General features: G+C 34.2%; 14 protein-coding genes. 10 read left to right on the forward strand and 4 right to left on the reverse strand.

The window, feature by feature from the left end; genetic code table 11:
- Positions 1 to 18 precede the first annotated feature (18 nt).
- The 3 genes from IGJ34_RS05925 to IGJ34_RS05935 all read left to right on the forward strand — a co-directional run bounded on the left by IGJ34_RS05925 (position 19) and on the right by IGJ34_RS05935 (position 3763).
- Positions 19 to 1341 carry a PTS sugar transporter subunit IIC gene (locus IGJ34_RS05925; RefSeq protein ID WP_206834517.1) on the forward strand — a complete coding sequence of 441 codons (1323 nt, stop codon included), beginning with the start codon at positions 19 to 21 and terminating at the stop codon, positions 1339 to 1341.
- Positions 1342 to 1679: 338 nt separating this feature from the next.
- The gene (locus tag IGJ34_RS05930) at positions 1680 to 2477 is read left to right on the forward strand and encodes a MurR/RpiR family transcriptional regulator (protein ID WP_430598362.1); all 798 of its coding nucleotides are present in this window, start codon (positions 1680 to 1682) and stop codon (positions 2475 to 2477) included.
- A gap of 14 nt (positions 2478 to 2491) precedes the next feature.
- A complete protein-coding gene (locus tag IGJ34_RS05935) occupies positions 2492 to 3763 on the forward strand; it encodes a glycoside hydrolase family 125 protein (RefSeq protein ID WP_430598363.1) in 1272 nt (423 codons plus the stop codon).
- 192 nt (positions 3764 to 3955) lie between these two features.
- Here the strand turns inward: IGJ34_RS05935 and IGJ34_RS05940 are convergent, their stop codons facing one another.
- From IGJ34_RS05940 to IGJ34_RS05950, 3 genes are all read right to left on the reverse strand, one after another.
- Positions 3956 to 4390, reverse strand: a complete 435-nt coding sequence (locus tag IGJ34_RS05940; protein WP_206834513.1) for a universal stress protein — start codon at positions 4388 to 4390, stop codon at positions 3956 to 3958.
- Between the two features lie 219 nt (positions 4391 to 4609).
- A complete protein-coding gene (locus IGJ34_RS05945; protein WP_430598364.1) occupies positions 4610 to 5896 on the reverse strand; it encodes a murein hydrolase activator EnvC family protein in 1287 nt (428 codons plus the stop codon).
- A 265-nt stretch (positions 5897 to 6161) separates the two neighbouring features.
- Positions 6162 to 6953 (reverse strand): helix-turn-helix domain-containing protein, encoded by a 792-nt coding sequence (locus IGJ34_RS05950; RefSeq protein ID WP_206834509.1) that lies wholly within the window; start codon positions 6951 to 6953, stop codon positions 6162 to 6164.
- A gap of 348 nt (positions 6954 to 7301) precedes the next feature.
- Here IGJ34_RS05950 and IGJ34_RS05955 point away from each other — a divergent pair, with 348 nt between their 5' ends.
- From IGJ34_RS05955 to IGJ34_RS05970, 4 genes are all read left to right on the forward strand, one after another.
- Positions 7302 to 7865, forward strand: a complete 564-nt coding sequence (locus IGJ34_RS05955) for a hypothetical protein (protein WP_111247316.1) — start codon at positions 7302 to 7304, stop codon at positions 7863 to 7865.
- Positions 7866 to 8050: 185 nt separating this feature from the next.
- A complete protein-coding gene (locus IGJ34_RS05960; RefSeq protein WP_430598365.1) occupies positions 8051 to 10117 on the forward strand; it encodes a heavy metal translocating P-type ATPase in 2067 nt (688 codons plus the stop codon).
- 120 nt (positions 10118 to 10237) lie between these two features.
- The gene (locus IGJ34_RS05965; protein WP_430598366.1) at positions 10238 to 11716 is read left to right on the forward strand and encodes a helix-turn-helix domain-containing protein; all 1479 of its coding nucleotides are present in this window, start codon (positions 10238 to 10240) and stop codon (positions 11714 to 11716) included.
- Between the two features lie 60 nt (positions 11717 to 11776).
- Positions 11777 to 12688 carry an aldo/keto reductase gene (locus IGJ34_RS05970; RefSeq protein WP_069654548.1) on the forward strand — a complete coding sequence of 304 codons (912 nt, stop codon included), beginning with the start codon at positions 11777 to 11779 and terminating at the stop codon, positions 12686 to 12688.
- Positions 12689 to 12824: 136 nt separating this feature from the next.
- Here the strand turns inward: IGJ34_RS05970 and IGJ34_RS05975 are convergent, their stop codons facing one another.
- Complete coding sequence (locus IGJ34_RS05975) at positions 12825 to 13715, reverse strand: helix-turn-helix domain-containing protein (protein WP_206834492.1); 891 nt, start codon at positions 13713 to 13715, stop codon at positions 12825 to 12827.
- A gap of 738 nt (positions 13716 to 14453) precedes the next feature.
- On the opposite strand from IGJ34_RS05975, the gene IGJ34_RS05980 reads away from it, so the two are divergent.
- From IGJ34_RS05980 to polA, 3 genes are all read left to right on the forward strand, one after another.
- Positions 14454 to 14828, forward strand: a complete 375-nt coding sequence (locus IGJ34_RS05980; RefSeq protein ID WP_069654546.1) for a hypothetical protein — start codon at positions 14454 to 14456, stop codon at positions 14826 to 14828.
- Between the two features lie 378 nt (positions 14829 to 15206).
- Complete coding sequence (locus IGJ34_RS05985; RefSeq protein WP_430598368.1) at positions 15207 to 18848, forward strand: VaFE repeat-containing surface-anchored protein; 3642 nt, start codon at positions 15207 to 15209, stop codon at positions 18846 to 18848.
- Positions 18849 to 19509: 661 nt separating this feature from the next.
- A complete protein-coding gene (gene polA, locus IGJ34_RS05990; RefSeq protein ID WP_430598369.1) occupies positions 19510 to 22155 on the forward strand; it encodes a DNA polymerase I in 2646 nt (881 codons plus the stop codon).
- The last annotated feature ends 67 nt before the right edge of the window (positions 22156 to 22222 follow it).

A 22222-nucleotide genomic window follows, 5' to 3' on the forward strand; every position in this document is an offset into this window, starting at 1 on the left:
AAGAAAGGTCGAGTGAAGATGAAAATGAATATCGAGAAAATTCAAGAACCATTATTAAAAATTGCCAATAAAGTAGATAATAACAGTGTGTTACAAGCAATCAAAAATGCTTTTATCAGTAGTATTCCATTTACAGTTGTTGGCTCATTTTCTAATTTGATCAAGATGCAGATCGACGCATTTTTTGGGGAAACAGCAATCGGTCAAAGCGCCTCTGCGATTTTTGGAAATGTCTACCTAGGAACACTTGGGATCGTTGCGTTATTGATTGTTTTTTCGACAGCATATAATTATGCAAAAGAATTGATGAAAAAACATCCTGAGGCCAATATCAATCCATTATTAGCCACATTATTAGCGTTTGCTGCTTATTTTGTAATGGTACCCAATAATGTGAATTTTGCGGATAGTTCTGCTGATATCGTCCAAGGGTATGCCAATAATTTCTTCAGTTATGAAGGAATGTTTACAGCATTGATTGTCGGTTTATTGGCAGTCTTTCTTTATTCGATTTTGGCAAAACGTAAAATTGCCATTAAACTACCAGGAAATGTTCCACCCAATGTGTTTGATTCTTTCTTTGCGTTGATTCCTATTTCGATTGTATTAATAGCTTGTTCTATAATAAAGGTTGTCATAGAAGCCTTTGATTTTAATTCTTTTATGGATTTAGTCAGTCAATTATTTGTACAACCGTTAACTTCTGTTGGAACGGGTTTACCAGCAATTATAGTTGTTATTTTATTAGAACAAATCTTGTGGTTTTTAGGATTACATGGGTTTAACATTGTTTGGGGCGTTGTTTCAGCATTGTGGTTACCTATTTTTTTAGAAAATGTTGCAAAATTTGCCGAAACGAAAAGTTTCACGGATATCTCTGTAGCACCTAATACGATGACCAATGTTTATGCAATGATTGGTGGCTCTGGTGCGACATTCGGCTTGATTTTAGCTATTTTGATTTTTACCCCGAAAACATACAGTGGTCGTGAGGTAGCCAAGCTTTCTTTTATTCCTGGACTATTCGGTATCAACGAACCCATTATATTTGGATTCCCAATCGTGCTTAATCCATTGATGTTTATCCCGTTTGTATTTGTACCCGTTTTCAATGCTATTGTAGCCTATATTGTCACTAAAATTGGCTGGGTCGTGCCACTGGTCGTACTAAATTCAGGAAATGAACCAATTTTTATCAGTACTTGGATTTTAGGCGCCTTCCATTTTAGTCCTGTAATTTTAACAGCGGTTTTGGTGGTGTTAGACATCTTTATTTATGCACCATTTGTCCGTATGAACATGAAATTTGATGAAAGTCAATTACTCAACGCCCAAAATTAGTAGGTATTTCTTGCTAACCAGAGAGAAGGGCATGGGACAAAATTAAAATCACTTTTGTTTCACACCCCAGATACGAATAAACGGTGGGAGCAGAAGCAATCACTACGCTTCGATCACATCAAATTCTAAGTGCTAAAACACTAAGATTTGAAGGCTTCGGAAATAAGCTGAAATTCACAAAAATTTGAGAAACAATTTTCGTGAATTCCTTCTTATTGCTGTAAAACACAGCGAAGTATGAGTTGATGTTGCACAGTACCTACGTGGTTCTCGGGATTAAACGCTTCTGTCCTAGCCTTCTCTTGTTTTATTTATGATAAAGAAAGGAGTAATCAAGCATGGAAAGTTACATTGAACTGATCATACAGGCAAACCAAAAGAAGTTTACGGAAGTGGAACGAGTGATTGCAGAGTATTTTCTTAATGGAAATAAAGAATTAGGAATTCAAGCGTTAGCAAAGAAGCTTAGCGTGTCTAATTCGTCGATTACTCGTTTTTGTAAAAAAATCGGTTTAGCAAACTACAAAGAACTGATTTATTTATATAAATATTCCAATAAAGGAGCAAAAAAACAAAGCGATTCAAGCATCAGTTATGTAAATCTAAATTATTCGTTGTTATTGAATGATATTATCGAGAAACTGGACAAAGAAGAAGTTAAAAAAGCAGCATTAATGATTGATGGGGGACGAATCATTCATTTTTGGGGAACTGGTTACAATGCTTTTTGCGGAGAAGATTTTCAATTTAAATTTTCAAGACTCGGCAAAATTATCAATGTAATCAAAGACGAGCACTCGATTGCGATGATGGCTCATGGCGTACAACAAGGAGATCTTGTAGTAGTATCCTCAATTTCGGGTGACAATCAAACGGTTCAAGAAGCAGTAAAAATTGTATTTGAAAAAAAAGCTAAAGTGATTGTCATTACCGCAAACGAAAAAAGTTCCTATCAAGCATTTTCCGATGCTTTTTGCTTAACTAGTTCTATGGGAAAAAAAGATATGGGGAGTATATCACCTCAAATTCCCGTATTAACAGTGATTGACATTCTGTATACAGAAATTTTGGCAATGTATCATGAAGACACAATAAAATCTTGGATCAAGTCAGAAGTAATCTTAAAAGGAAAGTAAAAAGGGGAATCAGCATGAGTGCAAACTATTCAAAATCAGTAATCGAAAAGATAAAAAAAGAAGTTGCTGAGCGATCAGCTAACCCTAGATGGAGTGAAGTATTTTCAAATTGTTTTGATAATACATTAGAAACAACAGTTAGGAGAACAGTTGACGATATATTTGTGATTACTGGTGATATTCCAGCGATGTGGCTTCGAGATTCATCTGCTCAAATCAAACCCTACTTAGCTGTGGCAAATGAAGATGAAGGAATCAAACAACTTATTCGTAGTTTAGTCGATCGCCAAGTCAAGTGCATATTGATTGATCCTTATGCCAATGCGTTTAATGAAACTGAAAATGGTCATTGCTATCATCAAGATATCACAGAAATGAATGGCTGGATTTGGGAACGAAAATATGAAGTGGATTCTTTATGTTATCCAGTCGAATTAGCTTATTTACTATGGAAAAAAACAGGCGAAACTGGTCATTTCACGAATGACTTTAAGCATGCTCTTGAAACAATCATTGGTGTTTTTAGAACCGAACAACAACATGAAAATTCGGTGTATCGCTTTGAGCGTTTTGGTGAAAGACCGGAAGATACGCTTTCAAATAACGGGTTAGGTGAACCTTGTAACTATACAGGCATGACTTGGTCTGGATTTCGTCCCAGTGATGACAGTTGTACATATAATTATTTAATTCCAGCTAATATGTTTGCGGTTGTCATTTTAGGCTACATGGAAGCAATTTCTAATGAGATTTACAATGACAATCTACTTGCTGAAAAGGCAAATCGGCTGAAAAAAGACATCGATCAAGGCATCTCTCAATGGGGAATCGTTGAACATAATGGACAAAAGGTATATGCCTATGAAGTCGATGGATTAGGCAACTATCTTTTGATGGATGATGCGAATGTACCTAGTTTATTAGCAGCTCCTTATTTAGGCTATTGTGCTTTCGATAACATGATCTATCAAAACACCCGCGCGTTAATTTTGTCTGATGAAAATCCCTATTATTATGAAGGAATCGAGTTGAAAGGTGTGGGAAGTGAGCATACACCAAAAGACTATGTTTGGCCAATTGCCTTATGTATCCAGGGATTAACGACAGATAATCAACTTGAGAAAGCCAAACTGTTGGATACATTAGTCAAAACAGATGCCAATACGAATCATATGCATGAAGGAATTAATGTAAATGATTCAAGTCAGTACACTCGTGAATGGTTTTCATGGGCGAATATGATGTTTTGCGAGTTGCTTTTAGATTACTTAAGAATAAGCAAATAATAAAAAATAATGAAAAGATTTCTATAGTATTTATTATGGTAGTTTTGATCTTTGTTCCTTTCTCAATCAAAATACGTTGAGTTACGTTGAAATTAAATAATGTAAAAAGGAATAGAGCAGTATAAAAAGCGTACAGACTACTTTCAACCAGCTGTCTGTACGCTTTTTTATATCTAAACTAAAACCAAGTACTTATTTAACGACCAACACATTACAAGGAGCATATTGCACAACATAACTCGTTGTAGTACCAAGTTGATGGGACTGAATCATGCCTTTACCCGTAGCCCCGATAATAATCAAATCAATCGCTTGATTAGTGGGAACAACAGATGAAATCATTTCTTTTGGATTGCCGATTTCAACAATCGGTATCACATTATCTAAACCTTGTTCAGTTGCATAATAGATATTTTTTAACAGTTCTTTTTCGATCGCTTCTTTTTCTTCTGCAAGGACTTTTGAATAGGCGTAAGAACTATGACTGATTGCATTTTCGTCAACAACAGATAATAAATATAAGGTAGCATCTTTTTCTTTTGCGATAGCAACACCATGTTGGAGAGCTGACTCGGCATTTTTAGATCCATCAACGGCAACTAAGATGTTTGAGTAGTTATTGATCATTTTAATCAGCACCTTTCTTTATCTATTTTTATTATACCACGTTCGTGAGTAGAGGTTAAACGAATTGATAAGAAGAGAAAATGAATGAGCTGATAATAAAAAGGGTGTGGGACAAAAGAAAAAATCACTTTTGTTTCACACCCTGAATACGAATAAAAGGTAGTAAAAGATGCAATCCCTTCCGAAATAAGCTTCTGCCTCTGCTTCTTTGACTGTCTATTATAAACCAAGGAAGGGTGCGGGATTAACAAATCCGCTCCATAATCCTGTCGAAATACTAAAATGTAGATGAACTCCAGTAGAATTTCCGGTTGTTCCCATTCCGCCTAGATTTTGTCCAGCACTAACACTTTGTCCAGCTGATACAGTTAAACTACTCATGTGTAAATAGTATGAATAATAGCCATTATCGTGTTTGATTACAACATGGTTTCCTGCCATCCCACCATAATTAGCACTGACGACTTCACCTGATCGAGCAGCCATGATCGGCGTACCGCTTGCACCACCAAAATCAATCCCGTCGTGAAAGCTTCCAGAAATTCCAGTAGGATCTTCACGACCTCCAAATCCACTAGTGACCGTTAAATTTGCTACTGGAGCAGACCAACCGCCAGAAGATACTGGTGGAGTAGGAGCTTGTTGACTATTTTCAGGAACGTCGTTATTACTAGTTTCCGTTTCAGGAAGACTGACGACTTTTTCTTGTTCAGCCGTTTGTGTAGGAGCTGCTTGTTTTACTTTCGCTTGTTCTTTCGCTTGTTTTTCAGCAATTGCTTTCGCTTCTGCTTCTTTTTTCTTTTCTTCAGCATTTGCTTTTAATTGAGCTTCTTTTCTTTTGATAGCCTCTTCTTTTTGTTTGACAAACTTATCTTTTTCAGCTTTTTCGCTGGCTAGACTTGCGGCAATTTCGTTGATTTTAACATTCTGTTCAAGTTTGGCTTCTGCCAAGGCTGCTTCTTTTTCTTCAAGTTCTGCGGTCTTTTTCTCAAGAGTTTTTAAGGTTTCTGTTAGTGAAATCTTTAATGTATCAAGTTCTTTTTTGTCCTGTTTTTGAGCAGTTAAAATATCATTATTTGCAGTGACTAATGTATTGACAGCTAACGCTTTTGAAATAGCATCTGAGATCGATTCAGCACTTAATAATACTGTCAACATCGATTCTTGTTCATGATTCGTTTGAGTCGTTCTAGCTTGAGCTTGCAACTGTTGATTTCTTTTTTTGATTTTAGTTTCTAAATTAGCAATATCTTTATTTAGTTTGTTCATTTCTTTTTCATGTTTTTGTTTTTCAGAGAGCACTTTTTGATACTCTGTTTCAATTATTGTGATCTCATTTTCTAGAGAAGACAAGTATTCTTTGGCATCTTTTTCATTTTTTATGATATCTTCAATTTTCTTTGTTTGATTTTCGATTTTTTGATCGATATCATCTGCTAATACGGTCATTGGTGCAGTACTTACCAATAACATCAATGAAAGTGTAACCAGTAATTTTTTCTTCAAGTGGCGTTCCTCGCTTTATATTAATCAGTTTAAATCAATGGCTTTTCTAAAAAAAGTCATCGTCATTGTTTTTCAATAAGACAAAATTAAGTATACCATAATCGCTGAACAATAATACTGTCTTGAGGGGAAGATTAATAGAAATTGGTGAATTTTAAACTCTAGAAATAAAGGGATCATCTAATTGTAATAAAAGATACTTACTATTAATAAGGAAAAATAGTTGTAACAAATAATCCAATGCTATCCTAATCGTCAAGAAAGATTAAGACTCATTATATTCTGAATAAAATGCGTCTAGTAAAAGGATTAACTCTTTTTTTGTTTGTTCGTATTTTTTTTTCAGCGTTTGCTCTGATAGGGAATTATCATCATATCGTACTTTTGGTGACAGAGTATCTCTATAGGCTATGTTATTAGTAAGTATGTCAGAAAGCATAGTAAAAATTTGAGAGACGGTTAAGAAATTTTCACTTTTTTCAGTATGCTTTAACAGATCAAATATCAGAAATATAACGGAGGCGTTGATTTCTCTTTGGCTAGAATCATGTAATAATACTTCGATCATAGGTAAAAAGTCGGATCTATAACGATCATTTCGTTCAATTCTATAGGTCGTAGAATCTTCAGCTATCAGTAGCGTATTTTGTTCAGAAACTTGTGATTGATAACTGGTTTCAAATAAATCTGGAAACAACTCATTTGCCGTGGTTAGAATTTTCAAATCTTGAGAATAAGTGATCTTTTGCTTTTTCAGTACTTGGACTAACTCTCTAAATTGCGTCTCATCAAGGTTTCTCCTTAAATTTGCTTCTTTCAGTAACTTCTGTACATACTCTGTAAATGCTCCATAGCGGATCCAATCAGCGGTTGTATTTCCAAGTATAGCTATTTTTTCTAGCCTATCTGCTTTGGGCAGGTTATTTCCTTTTTCCCAATTGTTCACTGTACTTGCACTAGAATTTCCAATCAGATTAGAAAAAAGAGCCATTGAATAGTTATGGTGTTTCCTAATGGATTTAATTCTATCGCCAGCTTCTTTTAAATTTATTTCCAAAATAATACCTCCTTAAATTAAAAGCTAATTAAACTCATTTAGTGTTTAAACACTTTTTCTTCTACTATATCATTAATTTCAGAATAGGTGTACCGTTTTTTTTTCATTTTGTTCTTGTAATGACTGTTGTATCATGTTATATTATTTGTACCGAAATACATACATTTTGTTTGGTTCTTGGTATTTTGAAGTGTACATTGTTTTTAGTTGACTATAGGGTTACTTTTAAGTGAGTGTTTCTACTTTCAGCGATAGAAAAATAGACTAGATACAATGTACTTATTTCTTTTAGAGAGTCAAATGAAAATTGCCGAAAATTATTCATTATTTTGAGGAGGATAAGAAAAAATGAAAAAAATACCTAGTGTTGAGGAACAAAAAAATGATCTTTTATATCAATTTTTAGAAAGACTGAATAAAGAGATTCCCCATCAAGAGAACAATCAGAAAATAGAAGATAGTTGCGTACATCAGTATAGGTTGTTGGTTAACATGTCTTTTAGCGCAAATATCTTATATAAAGGGGTAGATTATGCCAGTCAGGTCTACAATCATGTTGTTAAAATCGAATATAAACGACTTTGTAAAATGATTATAAAACAAGGGTTTGAAAGAGAAGTAACTGAAGCATTGCTAAGAAAATTAAAGAAGGTTCAAAATGAACTATTCTTGCATTCCCCCCTTAACAAAGCTTCTGAAGGGATCGATATATTTTATGGATTTACTGGCGGAAATCGAAAAAAGTACAAAGCGAACCGAAAAGCAATCAAACGAATGTACAGTGAAATAAAGGAAAAATCAAAGAAAAGTAGTTATCGATACTTCAAGGATTCATATAATAGGAGGCGAAATAAGCTAAAAGAGAAAAAAGCTTACGCACTTTGGTTGCTAAAAAGTTATACGTGGCATTGAATAAGATCGCTTATAGACAATATACGCAAAGAAACAATATTTCCATGTATTAAGTAACTTTATTTTTCCCAAAAGAGTTGTTGTGCTATGCTTTAAATAAAGAGATTACTTTTTTTTCATAAAGAATTGTTCAAAAACCAGATTCCTGTAAAAGCAAATCTTAAATAGAGAAAGAAGGATATTTAATGAATAGCAGTGAAAAAAAACATACAGAGAACCCCACACACAAAATGGATAAAATGGATCATAACTCAATGATGGCTCATGAGCAGATGTCTGGTATGGATCATTCCATGCATATGGGAAATTTCAAACAAAAATTTTGGCTCTCGCTGATTCTTGCCATTCCAATTATTTTTCTATCCCCAATGATGGGTGTTGATTTACCTTTTCAATTTACATTTCCAGGTTCAGAATGGTTGGTCTTAGGACTGGCTTCTATCTTATTCTTTTATGGTGGAGAACCATTTTTAAGTGGCGCTAAAATGGAGCTGAAGCAAAAGAGTCCAGCGATGATGACGCTGATTGCAATGGGGATTTCAGTGTCTTATTTTTATAGTGTTTATGCATTTGTGATGAATAAATTGATGCCGCAGAATCACGTGATGGATTTTTTCTGGGAACTAGCTACTTTAATTGTTATTATGCTTTTAGGACATTGGATCGAGATGAATGCTATTTCCAATGCTAGCGATGCAGTACAGAAAATGGCGGAGCTATTGCCAGATCAAGTGAAACGACTAAATAAAGACGGCAGTGAAGAAGTCGTACCCTTACAGGATGTTAGAGCAAATGATCACTTGGTTGTTCGTTCAGGGGATAAAATACCTGCGGACGGCATAATCATTAAAGGGAGTACTACAGTTGATGAATCAATGGTAACAGGTGAATCCAAAACGGTTGAAAAGACTAAAAAAGACAAAGTAATAGGTGGTTCTGTTAACGGTAGTGGAACGATAGAAATAAGCGTCACAGGAACGGGTGAGACAGGATATCTTTCTAAAGTTATGGATATGGTCAAAAAGGCCCAGACTGAGAAATCAAAATTAGAATCTATCTCCGATCAAGTTGCTAAATGGCTATTTTATATAGCTCTTGGAGCGGGGATATTAGCATTTGTTACCTGGTTTATTGTTGATAAAGATGTCAGTATTGCATTCGAACGAACGGTCACTGTTTTTATTATTGCCTGCCCGCATGCTTTAGGATTAGCGATTCCTCTAGTTATAGCACGGTCTACTTCGATTGCTGCCAAGCATGGCTTGTTATTAAAAAATCGAAATGCATTAGAACAAGCAAACGATATGCAATATATTATGTTAGACAAAACAGGTACTTTGACCGAAGGAAAATTCACTGTTACGGGAATTGAAATGACTACAAATGAGCTTACTCAAAAAGAAGCATTAAAAATGATAGGGGCTCTAGAAAATAATGCGAATCATCCCTTAGCAATTGGTATCATGAATTATCTAAAAGAAAAAGAAATTTCTCCGTATCAAGCAGAAAATCTTCAAAGTATTTCTGGGATTGGGCTCATTGGTAGTGTAAATGGAAAAGTAATTAAAATCGTCAATGAAAAAGAGGTCGAACGCTTGCATCTTTCTTTTGACCGCTCATTGAAACAAAGCTATCAAGAACAGGGAAATACATTAAGCTACTTAATCATCGAAGATCAATTAGTTGCCATGATTGCACTAGGTGATGTCGTAAAACCAGATGCTAAACAATTCATCTCTGATATAAAAGCACAAGGAATTAGTCCCGTGATGTTGACAGGTGATAATAAAATAGCTGCTGAATCAGTTGCTCATTACTTAGGAGTCGAGGAATTTCATAGTGAATTATTGCCTGAAGAGAAAGAAAAGATCATTCAAACGTACGTGAACGAAGATAAAAAAGTCATGATGGTTGGCGATGGCATCAATGATGCACCAAGTTTAGTCAGAGCAACAATCGGTGTTGCTATCGGCGCCGGTACAGATGTCGCAATAGATTCAGCAGACGTAGTTTTGACCGATAGTGATCCAAAAGATATTCTTCGTTTTCTAGATTTAGCGAAACAAACACGACGTAAAATGATTCAAAATCTTTGGTGGGGAGCAGGCTATAACATCATTGCAATCCCACTTGCAGCAGGAGTTCTAGCACCCTGGGGAATCATACTGAATCCTGCTGTCGGAGCGATTTTAATGTCTCTAAGTACTGTGATTGTTGCAGCAAATGCCGTGACATTACGTATTCAAAATTAAAGAAATAAAAAATAAAAAATGAAAATTAATGAATAGTGCGTATACTTTATATGCCTATTCATTATTTTTTTTTTGTTCAATTGATATAATGAGTGTTTATTTTTAATGTGGAGGGTTGAAATGGAATATAAAGAGATACTTGATTTTGAATCAAGCAAGCTGCTTAAGTTGTTTAATTTACTAAAATCAACGAATAATAATCGTTCATTAGAAAAACTTTCAGCTGAATTAGGGATTAATACGAAGACGATTATCAGATCTATGAAAAAAATAAATACGCTTTTTAAACAGTATCAGTTAGAAGAACATTTAGCGATTTGCAATGGATCAAAGAACCAAATTTATTTAAAAAGAGACAACGATATATATGTTGAATATTTTTTAGTACAGTATTTCAGCGATTTACCAGAAGTTACTTTTTTAAAAGCGATTATTGAAGAAGAAGATATTCAAGCAAAACAGCTGGCTGAAAATTTGTTGATCAGTGAATCGAGTATGAGAAGACGAGTAAAAAAAATTAACGAATGGATTAAAAAATTTGATATTTATTTAAAACGTGGCACCTATGAACTTGTTGGAGAGGAGGAACAAATTCGTGCTTTTATCTTGCAGTTTTACTGGTTTACATACCAAGGAACAGAAAGTAAATTTTTACTATTGAAAAAAGAAAGAAACAAACGATTAACAAATCAGTTTATTCAATTTTTTCAGATGCAAATCAATGATATACAGAAAGAAACACTATTTCGAATCATCCAGATTGCTGGGTGGCGTTATCAGAAAGGAAAAAAAATTTGGATAAAAGAGGAGTGGAAACAGTATATAGAGAATAGTTTGATTTTCTCTAAGTTTGTAACCGTTATGAAAGTAGACGAAGTTGCTCTAAACTGGGATTTTGAAGAGCTATCTTATCTCTATTTAATTATTCAAGCCCATTTTTTACCCTATTTTGGGGCCAGCATGCAAGCGTATATCATTGAAGAGCATTATTTGAAGAAAACAAGTTGTTTTTCAAATACGTTGGTTGCAACGAACAAATTAAAAAAAGTTTTTTGGGATACAAAATTCTGTCATTCGATAGCAAGTGTTGTAGCCTTTTTAGGATTCCATTTATATTATGAGTTGGTTTCAGGTTTTAAATTTGAAAAAAATCAATCAGGAAGAACTTTGCAAGAGAATTATCCAGGCTTTATGGAAAAGCTGGAGGTAGGATTATGTGAGTTGATTCAAGAAAATTCAATTTATCAACGAATACCGAAAGATGCGTTAACTTATCGTTACTTCATGATTTTAAGTTCACTTATTTCACCAGTTTATAGTGAGAAAAGAATTTATATTTGTTTGCTAACGGACTTACCACTTGAAAAAGAAATAGAACTTGGTCAACGGATCAGTACCTTTTTTAGAGGCAAGTTTAATCTAGTTGTAGCTTACGCCAGAACATCGAATGCTATTTTATATGCTGATATTATTTTGACTAACGTCATCTATCAATCCTTAAATTCGAAAAACGCCCAGATGGTTTTGCTCGTGGAACCATATTTTTCAGAAAAAGTAATTTTCCAAATTGAAAAAATTATTAAAAAAGTTGTAAAATGAAGCCCTTTCATCATTTTATGTTAAACTATAAACGTGAATACAATTTTAGGAGGTCTTTCAGTGAAAAAAATTCAATTTGGGACAAGCGATTTACAAGTAGCATCCGTTATTCTTGGTTGCATGAGAATGAACGGAAGTGAAAACCCCACGGAAATTATTGAAACAGCCTATGAGCATGGCATTGACTTTTTTGATCATGCAGACATTTATGGCGGCGGCGAATGTGAAACCATTTTTGGTAAAGCATTGAAAGAAACATCGATCAAAAGAGAAGATATCATCATCCAGACGAAATGTGGTATTCGCAAAGGAATGTTTGATTTTTCAAAAGAGCATATTGTTTCATCTGTTGAAGGAAGTTTAAAACGTCTAGGTGTTGATTATGTAGATGCTTTATTACTTCACCGCCCAGATACACTTGTTGAACCTGAAGAGGTAGCGGCAGCTTTTGACCAGCTTGAATCACAAGGAAAAGTAAACCATTTTGGTGTTAGTAATCAAAAGCCCATGCAAATCGAATTGTTGAAAAAAACAGTGAAACAGCCACTCTTAGCAAATCAGCTGCAATTTGGGATCAAACATACTGGTATGGTTGACCAAGGAATTCATGTAAATATGATGGATGATGCAAGTATTGAGCGAGATGGAAGCATTTTAGATTACTCTCGTTTAAATGACATGACTATCCAGGCCTGGTCTCCTTATCAATATGGTTTCTTTGAAGGTGCATTTATTGGAAATGCCAAATTTTCAGAATTAAATACAGCGTTAGATCAAATTGCGGAACGTCACAATTGTACGTCAACTGGTTTGGCTACTGCATGGATTTTAAGACATCCAGCGAAAATGCAAGTGATCGCAGGGAGTATGAATAAAGAACGAATCAAAGAGATTGCAAAAGCATCTACTATTGAATTAAGTAGAGAAGAATGGTATGAAATTTATTGTGCGGCTGGGAATATTCTACCTTAGTCTACACATTATTGGTAAGATGAATTAGTAGGGAAAAAAGTTTATTTGTGTCTACTAAATAATATCAGACGTCCATTCTGAGTGCATAGAATGGACGTCTTTTTACATAGTAAAATAATTATGAAATTATAACACTTTAAGGAATTGAAGCGGTATGCTGAATTAGTAATTTTATTTGTTTTTCAATTTTATCAACAGTTTGATAATCTTCGACTTCTTTCATGTAATCTTTTAATAGAAATAATTTTGAGAGATAATAGTTATTTGTAGTTAATTTATAATTTAGAGTATGTGTATTACAGTGCAAAAATACTAAATAATGATGATTAGGAAAGCAATCTAAAAAGTCTCTCGTTATTCCCAATAGATGTTTGACAAAATTATAATCTTCATTTTCCAATGCAACAGAGGTAATAGTATAAAGCGTTAGATGGAGTTTCTGTTGATAAATAAGTTTGGTATCTGGCCGATTCATTATATTCTTGATCTGTTTAACGATTTTTAGGCTAGCGGTTTTCATTATATCGTACGTTAAATAGCTACACATATCTGAAAATAAAGTTAAATCTAAAATAGAAAAAAAACTTAATTTTGTGATGTATGAGTTTAAAATATTTAAATCGTGAAGGTTAATTTTCTCGCTATTTTCAAAATCTAATTGTTCCATTTTTTGTTTATATAGTAAGTAGTGATGAAAGTTTTGCATATTCTTTTGTTTATTCTGCTCCAAATAAGAATAAAGTTCTACTCCTTCGCTTTCTTGGAAGGTCTCGATAGTTAAATCAAATAACTTCTTTCGAGAAAATATTGGAGGGTTCATCTCTTTTTTGAAAAATAAAAAATCTTCAAAACTAACATTTAGCCGCTCAAGTAGTTCTAAGAGAACATGGAACTGTATGCTGGTTTGATTGCGCTCGATTCTAGAGTATGTATGTCTTGAAATGATACCTTGACAACATTCTTTTTGATTTAATCTTCTTAGCTTTCGTAATTTCTTTAAAGTTTCTCCATCCGTTAATGACTGCATCTTATTATTCTCCTTTATTATAGATTACAAGAAAAGATTGTAAATGACCCATTAAAAAAAATTAATGTTAGTTGTTCATTAATTGCTCTAATTTATAGAATTTTTCAATTTTATTAGTTAATTTATCTAAAAAAAGCTCTTTTCTCGTCAGCTAGTGGTAATCCTGGTCTTGTGAAACTATAATTAAAAGGTAAGAAAACACAAATAGAAAAATAATAAAGAAAGTGGCTAAATAGCTTAATTTGTATTAGTAATTTAATTTAAATTGCCAAATTGATAGACAAAAAATTAAAAAATGGTTGTTTTATTTTTAAAATCATGGTAATTTTAAGTGGTATTGAAGTTTAAGAAGAAGAAGCTAATATAAAAAAATAGAGATGCACTAGTATCACTCTCCGGGTTTCTCAGGCCCAGGTCAGCATAATACTAGTCCACCATAAGACAGCTTTGGACTGTTTTACGTGGAATGCACCCCTGTAGCTTACTGAAGCAAGCCACAATCTAGAGTATAGCAAAGTTTTTACATTATTAACAGAGTAAAATAGAAGTAAATTTTATTTTTTTCTGTGTATAGTAAGAATTAAATTCCGTTTTGTTCATACTTGTTTTTTGTTTGTGTGTTTATTTAGGCTAGGGCGCGTTACACTAAAAATAGTGGCGTGCCCTAGCCTTTTTGGGTTAGCTTCTTCTTTTTAACCTTTACTGTCATTTTAATAAATAGAAAGTGGGGGTTGCATTATGGGAAGAAAAGATACAGTAAAAATAGCAAAGGAAGATATTCTGACCTACGCAAAATATGTCAAGTTGTTTAATCGTTCAGAAGATTGGTATATCAAGAAAAAGGAAAAAAGTATAGAACGACGTATCATGTATTTTGAAGAAGGACAACTAGGGAAACAGTATAAAGGATTTGATTCAGTTGATTTAAAGGATATTTATCAAGAAATTCAGTTGGTATTTGACCATAAGAAGACAATGATTGGCAAAAGACCACATCGAGGCGCGGCATTGAAGTTCACGGGCAGGGGAGAGGCCTATAAAGAAATTTGTCAGCGGTTAGCTTATAATCAAAAATTGAAAATACATGGAAAAACATATCGATTCAACCAATAATAATAACATTAAAATATCCGGTGGGTCCACCGCTTTCGTTATCAGTACAGCTTAGGGCGAAAGATTAGAACCGAAAAAGGTATTGCTGTATCATTGAGAGACTTTTTTAAGTATTCCACTCTCATAGAGTTTGAAGTTACGATTGCTATAAACTTCACGTTTGGACACGAGTTTTATGAAAAAAGTGTATTTGTGCTGCAAAAGTTAAAGAATTATTTTGATGACAAACGAACAATAATGGAATAAAGCTTGAGCAAGACGACTATTAATGTCGTCTTTTTTTGTACCCAAAAAGGAGGAATAGCGATGACTATCCGTTCACCACCTGTTTGAGAGAGTAATCAAAATAACAGAAAATGATTCAGTGAGGGGAAAACGATGAAACTAAAACTAAAAAAAATAATGACCTACTTGGCTCTTTTATTTACCTTAACATCAAATTTTTTGCCTATGTTACAACCAGTTGTTGCATATGCAGAAAATGAGACTTCTGTAAGTGAAAAAATTGAACAGCGACCAAATGTAGAAACAGTAGAATCAAGAGAGAATGAACCGTTAGAAAATAGTTCGGAAGATAGTTCAGCGTCGTTTGATCAATCGACGGATTCTTCTGTAGAATTAGAAACAGACAATATAGAAATTGAGAATGAAAATAAAATGACAAAAGAATCAACAGATCAGCGTTCAGCGAAAGAGTTGGCTTCGAGAATAGACCCATATGATGTACAGGGGTTGAGCGATGAGGAAATAATTTCATTAGCACAGTATATGTACGGTGATTACGTAAATTCAAATCCAACAGCAAAAATATATGTAACAAATGATAAAGGTAACGTAATCGATATTCCGTTTTATCAAACGTATGCAGTCGGCTCAATGGAATTAATGCCAATGAATTATTCTGTTAGTTTAGGTGATACGTGGCTTATCAAAGTTTCAAAAATAGAAAAATTTAGAATTGATGGAAAAATAGCTTATTGTGTACAGCCCGGTGTTCCATTTAATGAAGGAGAGGGCTATGTTCCACATCCATCTGTTGGTTTTATTTCTGAATCTCAAAAAAAACTAGTTAATAGCATTGTTAATTTTGGCTCTAATGGAGCGGATTCTAACGAATTTTATATTGCTACCCAATTTTATGTTTGGGAATCTTTAGGATATACCGTTCAAAGTGATTTAACTAATTATGCAGCATATAAAGCTCAAATTGATGCAAATGCAAACAATCATCGAACAAAACCATCATTTGATGGACAAGAATTTACAATCATTGCTGGTGAAACGCTAGAAATCAATGATAGTAGAGGAGTATTTACGCACTATCGTGAAGTAAATAACGGAACAAATACAAGTATCAGTAAGCAAGGGAATACATTAAGAATCACTCCTTCAGCAGTTTCGAACAATGGAGAGATTAACTTTCAAAGAGATGCTCCCAATTCTGGTGCTCAGTACTTCTGGGTTATGGAAGGAAAACAAACGATGGTAACAGCTGGTGAGTTAGAATCAACTCAAGCCAAAATACGCGTAAATATTATCAAAACTGGTTCTATAGCTGCTCGCAAGATAGACGAAGAAGGACTTCCATTAACAGATGCTACATTCAGGTTTGAGCATTCGGGAATTGTTGAAGAGCGCGTGACTGATCAAGATGGAATTGCTCGACTTGATGATATCTTAATGGGAACAGAAGTAACGATAACTGAAATTAAAGCACCAGATGGTAGAGTTATCGATAGTACACCGCAAAAAGCAATAGTAGAGGTTAATCAATTGATCACCAAACAATTCATTAACCGTTGGGCACGTCAGCCAATCAAACTGATCAAACGAGAAAAAGATGCCAATAGACCGTTAAAAGGAGTTCCGTTTGCATTATACAAAGTTACAGGTGTAACTAAAGTTCAAATTGATGAGTTTAAAACTGATGAAAACGGCGAAATTAATATTGAAAGCTTAATCTATAATAAAGATGGATATATCTTTAAAGAACTAGAACCGCTACATGGATTTTTACCAAATGAAAATGATTATGCTTTCAAAGTAACGCCAGAAAATGATGGTCAGCTATTGATTGTAGATGTAGATAACGAGCCGAAACATCCAATTATCAATACCACAGCAACAGGCAAAAACGGTGAAAAATTTGTTGATCCAACAAAAGAACTCGAGTTGGAAGATACGATACAGTACAAATGGCTTTTTACTGGTAGAACCTATCTTTATGCAACAAGAATTATCGATCAAGCAACGGCTGAAGTATTAGAAACGTTCACAGGTTCATTTATTCCGCTTGCATATGAAGGCTCTCATGTAGTCAAGGTAAAGGTTGATGGACATAAATACCGCGGCAGATCACTTGTATTTTATGAGTATATCTATGATACTGTCAGCAAAAAAGAAGTCGCAAAACATGAAGAAATCAATGACTCTGGCCAAACAATCAAAGTCAATGATCCAAAAATTGAAACCAAAGCACAAGGAGAGGATGGTCGCCAATTATTTAATCCACTGAAAAAAGTAACGGTAAACGAAACTGTAACTTTTACTGATTTAGTTGCAGGTCACAAATATACAACAACCGTTCAAGGATATAAATTGAGCGATGAAACAGCCTATGAGAATGCCTCTTTAACAAAAACATTTATCGCGACTAATCCAAATATGGAAATGACTTTTGAATTTGAATTGGATGGAAAAGAACTTCAAGGAAACGGCATCGTCTTTACAGAAAGACTTTTCTACGAAAGCGAAGAGATGGCAATCCATTTAGACTTATCAAATGAAGAACAAACGGTTCAATTCACTGACCCGAAAATCGTGACTAAAGCACAAGGCAAAAATGAGCTACAACTGTTTGATCCTCATGCAAAAGTACCGGTGAAAGAAACAGCTGTATTAACTGATTTAATTATTGGTGACGAATACAAAGTAACGGTTCAAGGCTATCGTCTATCGACAGGCAAGCCTTATGAAAAAGTAAAAGAGGAATTGGTATTTACGGCAACTGAAACGGAAATGGAACAATCCTTTGATTTTATTCTTGACGGGAAAGATTTAGCTGGTGACAGTATTGTCTTTACTGAAACTTTATCATTCAACAAGGAGACAATCGCTGAGCATAAGGATTTATCCAACAAAAAGCAAACGATTACCTTTACTGATCCTAAAATCAAAACGAAAGCTTTTGGTGACGAACAAAATCAAATGCTCGATCCACTACAAAAAGTATCAGTAAAAGAAACAGCTCAAATCAAAGACTTGATTATTGGCAATGAATATACTGTTGTAGTTCAAGGGCATCGTTTATCTACAGGAGAAGTTTATGAAAAAGTTCATGAAGAATATACATTTACTGCAGATAAAAAAGAAAAAACAGTTGAATTCGACTTTATGCTAGAAGGTAGAGAATTACGCGGTGATGGCATTGTCTTTACTGAAACGCTAAGTCATGATACTGAAATTATTGCCACCCATGACGATCTAAATAATAAAGACCAAACCGTTCATTTTAATGATCCTACTATTACTACAATTGCTCAAGGTTTGTATGGTGAAAAAATCTTCGAAGCAGCTTCTGAAGTAATTATCATAGAATCAGCTAAAATCACTGGTCTAGTTATAGGAAATCAATATACAGTGAAAGTAACCGCGCATCGCCTGTCAGATGGTTCGATCATTAATGGTATAGGTGATCAAAAAAACTTTATTGCTGAAAAAACTGAGATGACTATGCAATTCGAATTTAAAGTTGACGGAAAGCAATTTTCCAATGATGGCATCGTATTTACAGAAACACTAGAAACAAAAAATGAGATTATTGGCAAACATTTCGATTTGAAAAATGAACAACAAACAGTTCGTTTCAAACCGGTTACGAGCAGTATTGTGCCTGGACCAAAATCTGCTTTTCCAAGTACAGGAGAAAGAGTATCTCAAATCATTCTTTGGCTAGGTCTGTTTATAATCGTATTTTCAGGTGTAGTTTGGTTGAATTTTAAGCAAAATAAATTCTACTAAATAGTAAAAGTTCGCACTTCCTTAAAAAAAAACAAATGAAGATTGAAACAAAATCAATTTTTTTTCAACTCTTCTAAACGAGTACATTAACTCTTTGCATCTTATCAGGACAAAACAATTGTGAGCCGCTTCATCTGCTCTTACTGTTTCTTCAGATTTGTTGAGGTTAAGAGGTGAACTCTTAGTATTGTGTTCCAGCATCATAATAAAATAGATACAATGCTTCTTAATGATGATCCCCAAATAAATGAATACCTTCTATAAGTCAATACACTAAAAATCAACATTTGTTATTTGGATAGAAAAGTAGAAGTGTACAATAATGTATCTAAGCTTCAAAATGGTCTTAGGAAGGTTTAGATGTTTAGCTAATATAAACTGAAAATCAATTATCATCCTGAAAAAAATTACATTTTGACAATTATTCGTTCACACAATATTCACAATTTCCTTGTACTATAAAAACATAAAAGAAAGACAATTGTTAAAGGCAATCAATTTCATTTGTGTGAACTCCTATTGATCCGCTCTGAGTGTGCAGAGCGGGTCTTATTTGTTTTCAATGAAGCTTTGCGAACTTTAGTTCCTTCCTACTGCAAAGTTGACGGATTTTTGTTAGAATAAGAAGGAAACCAGTTTGCTGAAGATGAGGAGAAAAAAGATGACAAAAAAGAAATTACTATTAGTTGATGGAAACAGTGTAGCCTTTCGAGCGTTTTTTGCTTTACACAATTCCTTAGAACGTTTTAAAAATAAAAATGGGTTACACACAAATGCTGTCTATGCGTTTAACAATATGTTTGAAAACGTTATGACCAAAGAAAATCCAACACATGTATTAGTCGCTTTCGATGCAGGAAAAACAACCTTTAGAACCGAATTTTACCCCGAATACAAAGCAGGCCGTTCGAAAACACCAGGAGAATTTAAAGAACAAATGCCTTACATTCGTGAATTACTGACTGGTTTAGGTGTTAAATATTATGAGTTAGATAATTATGAAGCAGATGATATCATTGGAACGCTTGCTACTAAAGTTCCAAAAGACGAATTTGATGTTGTTGTGTTGTCTGGAGATCGAGATTTAACACAATTAGCGACAGACTCTGTCAAAGTGGATATTACGATCAAAGGTGTTAGTGATCTAGAATCCTATACACCTGAACACGTAGCTGAAAAATACGATGGTTTAACGCCAAATCAAATCATTGACATGAAAGGTCTAGCCGGAGATACTTCAGATAATATCCCTGGGGTAACAAAAATTGGTGAGAAGACCGCAATCAAATTATTGAAAGAATTTGGTTCAGTCGAAGGTGTGTACGAAAATATCGACAGCTTGAAGCAAAGCAAGATGAAAGAAAATTTAATCAACGATAAAGAACAAGCCTTTCTGTCCAAACGCCTAGCAACGATCAATGTAGACTCTCCAGTTGAAATCGAGATTGATGAACTTAAATATGAAGGAAAAGACTTAGAAAAATTGATTCCTTTTTATAAAGAAATGGAATTCAAACAAATGCTAAGCAAATTGAATGTTGAAGAAGAAGTAGTTGAGCTAGAAGATGTTCACTTTGATGTGGTAGATACATTCACAGAAGAAATGTTTACCGATGATATGGCCTTATACGTTGAAATGTTGGAAGATAATTACCATACTTCACCGATCGTAGGTGTTGCGTGGGGAACCAAGAAAAAAGTTTACACAACAAACAGTTTAGAACTGTTTGAAAGCAAACCATTTGTTGAGTGGTTGTTATCAGAAAAACATAAAAAAATAGTGTACGATGCAAAACGCACCTATGTGTCTCTTAACCGATATGTTGGGAAACCTCAAGGCATTACGTTTGATGTCTTATTAGCTGCTTATTTATTAGATACAAATGATAACAACGCAGATATTGAGGGTGTAGCGCAGCACTATGGGTATACAGATATCCATTCTGATGAATCCGTTTATGGAAAAGGAGCGAAAAAAGGCTTGCCAGAAGATGATGAAGCTTTTTTCAGCCATCTTGCACGAAAAGTCAATGCCATTCATTTTCTATCTGAAAAACTAGATGCAGAATTAGTAGAAAAGAATCAAGCAGATCTATTCTACAAAATGGAATTACCACTTTCGAAAATTTTAGGCGATATGGAAATTACAGGTATTCGTGTGGATGCGAATCGATTAAAAGAAATGCGAATTGAATTTTCAGATCGATTACGTGAAATCGAACAAAAAATATATGCGGAAGCTGGCGAAGAGTTCAATTTGAATTCGCCAAAACAATTAGGCGTGATTTTATTTGAAAAAATGGGATTACCTGTTATTAAAAAAACAAAGACGGGCTATTCAACTGCTGTGGACGTATTAGAGCAATTGAAAGAACAAGCTCCGATCGTAGAAGACATTTTAGTTTACCGTCAAATTGCCAAAATTCAATCGACCTATGTTGAAGGATTGCTAAAAGTGATTCAGCCAGACGATAAAATTCATACACGATATGTGCAAACATTGACTCAAACGGGTCGTCTAAGCTCAGTGGATCCTAACTTACAAAATATTCCGATTCGTTTAGAAGAAGGACGGAAAATCCGTCAAGCCTTTGTGCCAAGAGAAAAAGACTGGATGATTTTTTCTTCAGATTACTCTCAAATTGAGTTACGTGTTTTAGCTCATATTTCAGATGATCAACATTTGAAAGAAGCATTTATTGAAGGTCAAGATATCCACTCAAGCACAGCCATGCGTGTATTTGGTATTGAAAAACCTGAAGATGTGACACCGAATATGCGTCGTCAAGCAAAAGCTGTAAATTTTGGGATCGTTTATGGTATCAGTGATTATGGTTTGTCACAAAACTTGGGCATTACTAGAAAACAAGCGCAAGAATATATTGATACTTATTTTGAGAAATATCCTGGGGTTAAAAAATACATGGAAGATATCGTTCGTGATGCAAAAGATAAAGGATTTGTAGAAACACTTTACAACCGCCGCCGTTATTTGCCAGATATCAATTCACGTAATTTTAATCTGCGCTCTTTTGCGGAACGAACTGCAATCAATACACCAATCCAAGGAAGTGCTGCAGATATTTTGAAAATAGCGATGATCAACATGCAAGCACGGCTAAAGGAAGAAAGCATGCAAGCAACAATGTTACTACAAGTACATGATGAACTTGTTTTTGAAGTGCCAGAATCTGAATTAGAAAAACTAAACGCATTAGTTAAAGATGTAATGGAAAATGCTGTTGCTTTACATGTACCATTGCTGACAGACAGCAGTTGGGGCAAAACTTGGTATGAAGCAAAATAATGAACTAAAATAATCAAAGAAAAGACTGGGCAAACGAAAAAGTTTAAAAAACTTTGATGTGTTCGTT

It is taken from the genome of Enterococcus sp. AZ177 (assembly GCF_050544585.1).
In the GTDB taxonomy this organism is placed as follows: Bacteria; Bacillota; Bacilli; order Lactobacillales; family Enterococcaceae; genus Enterococcus_L; species Enterococcus_L plantarum.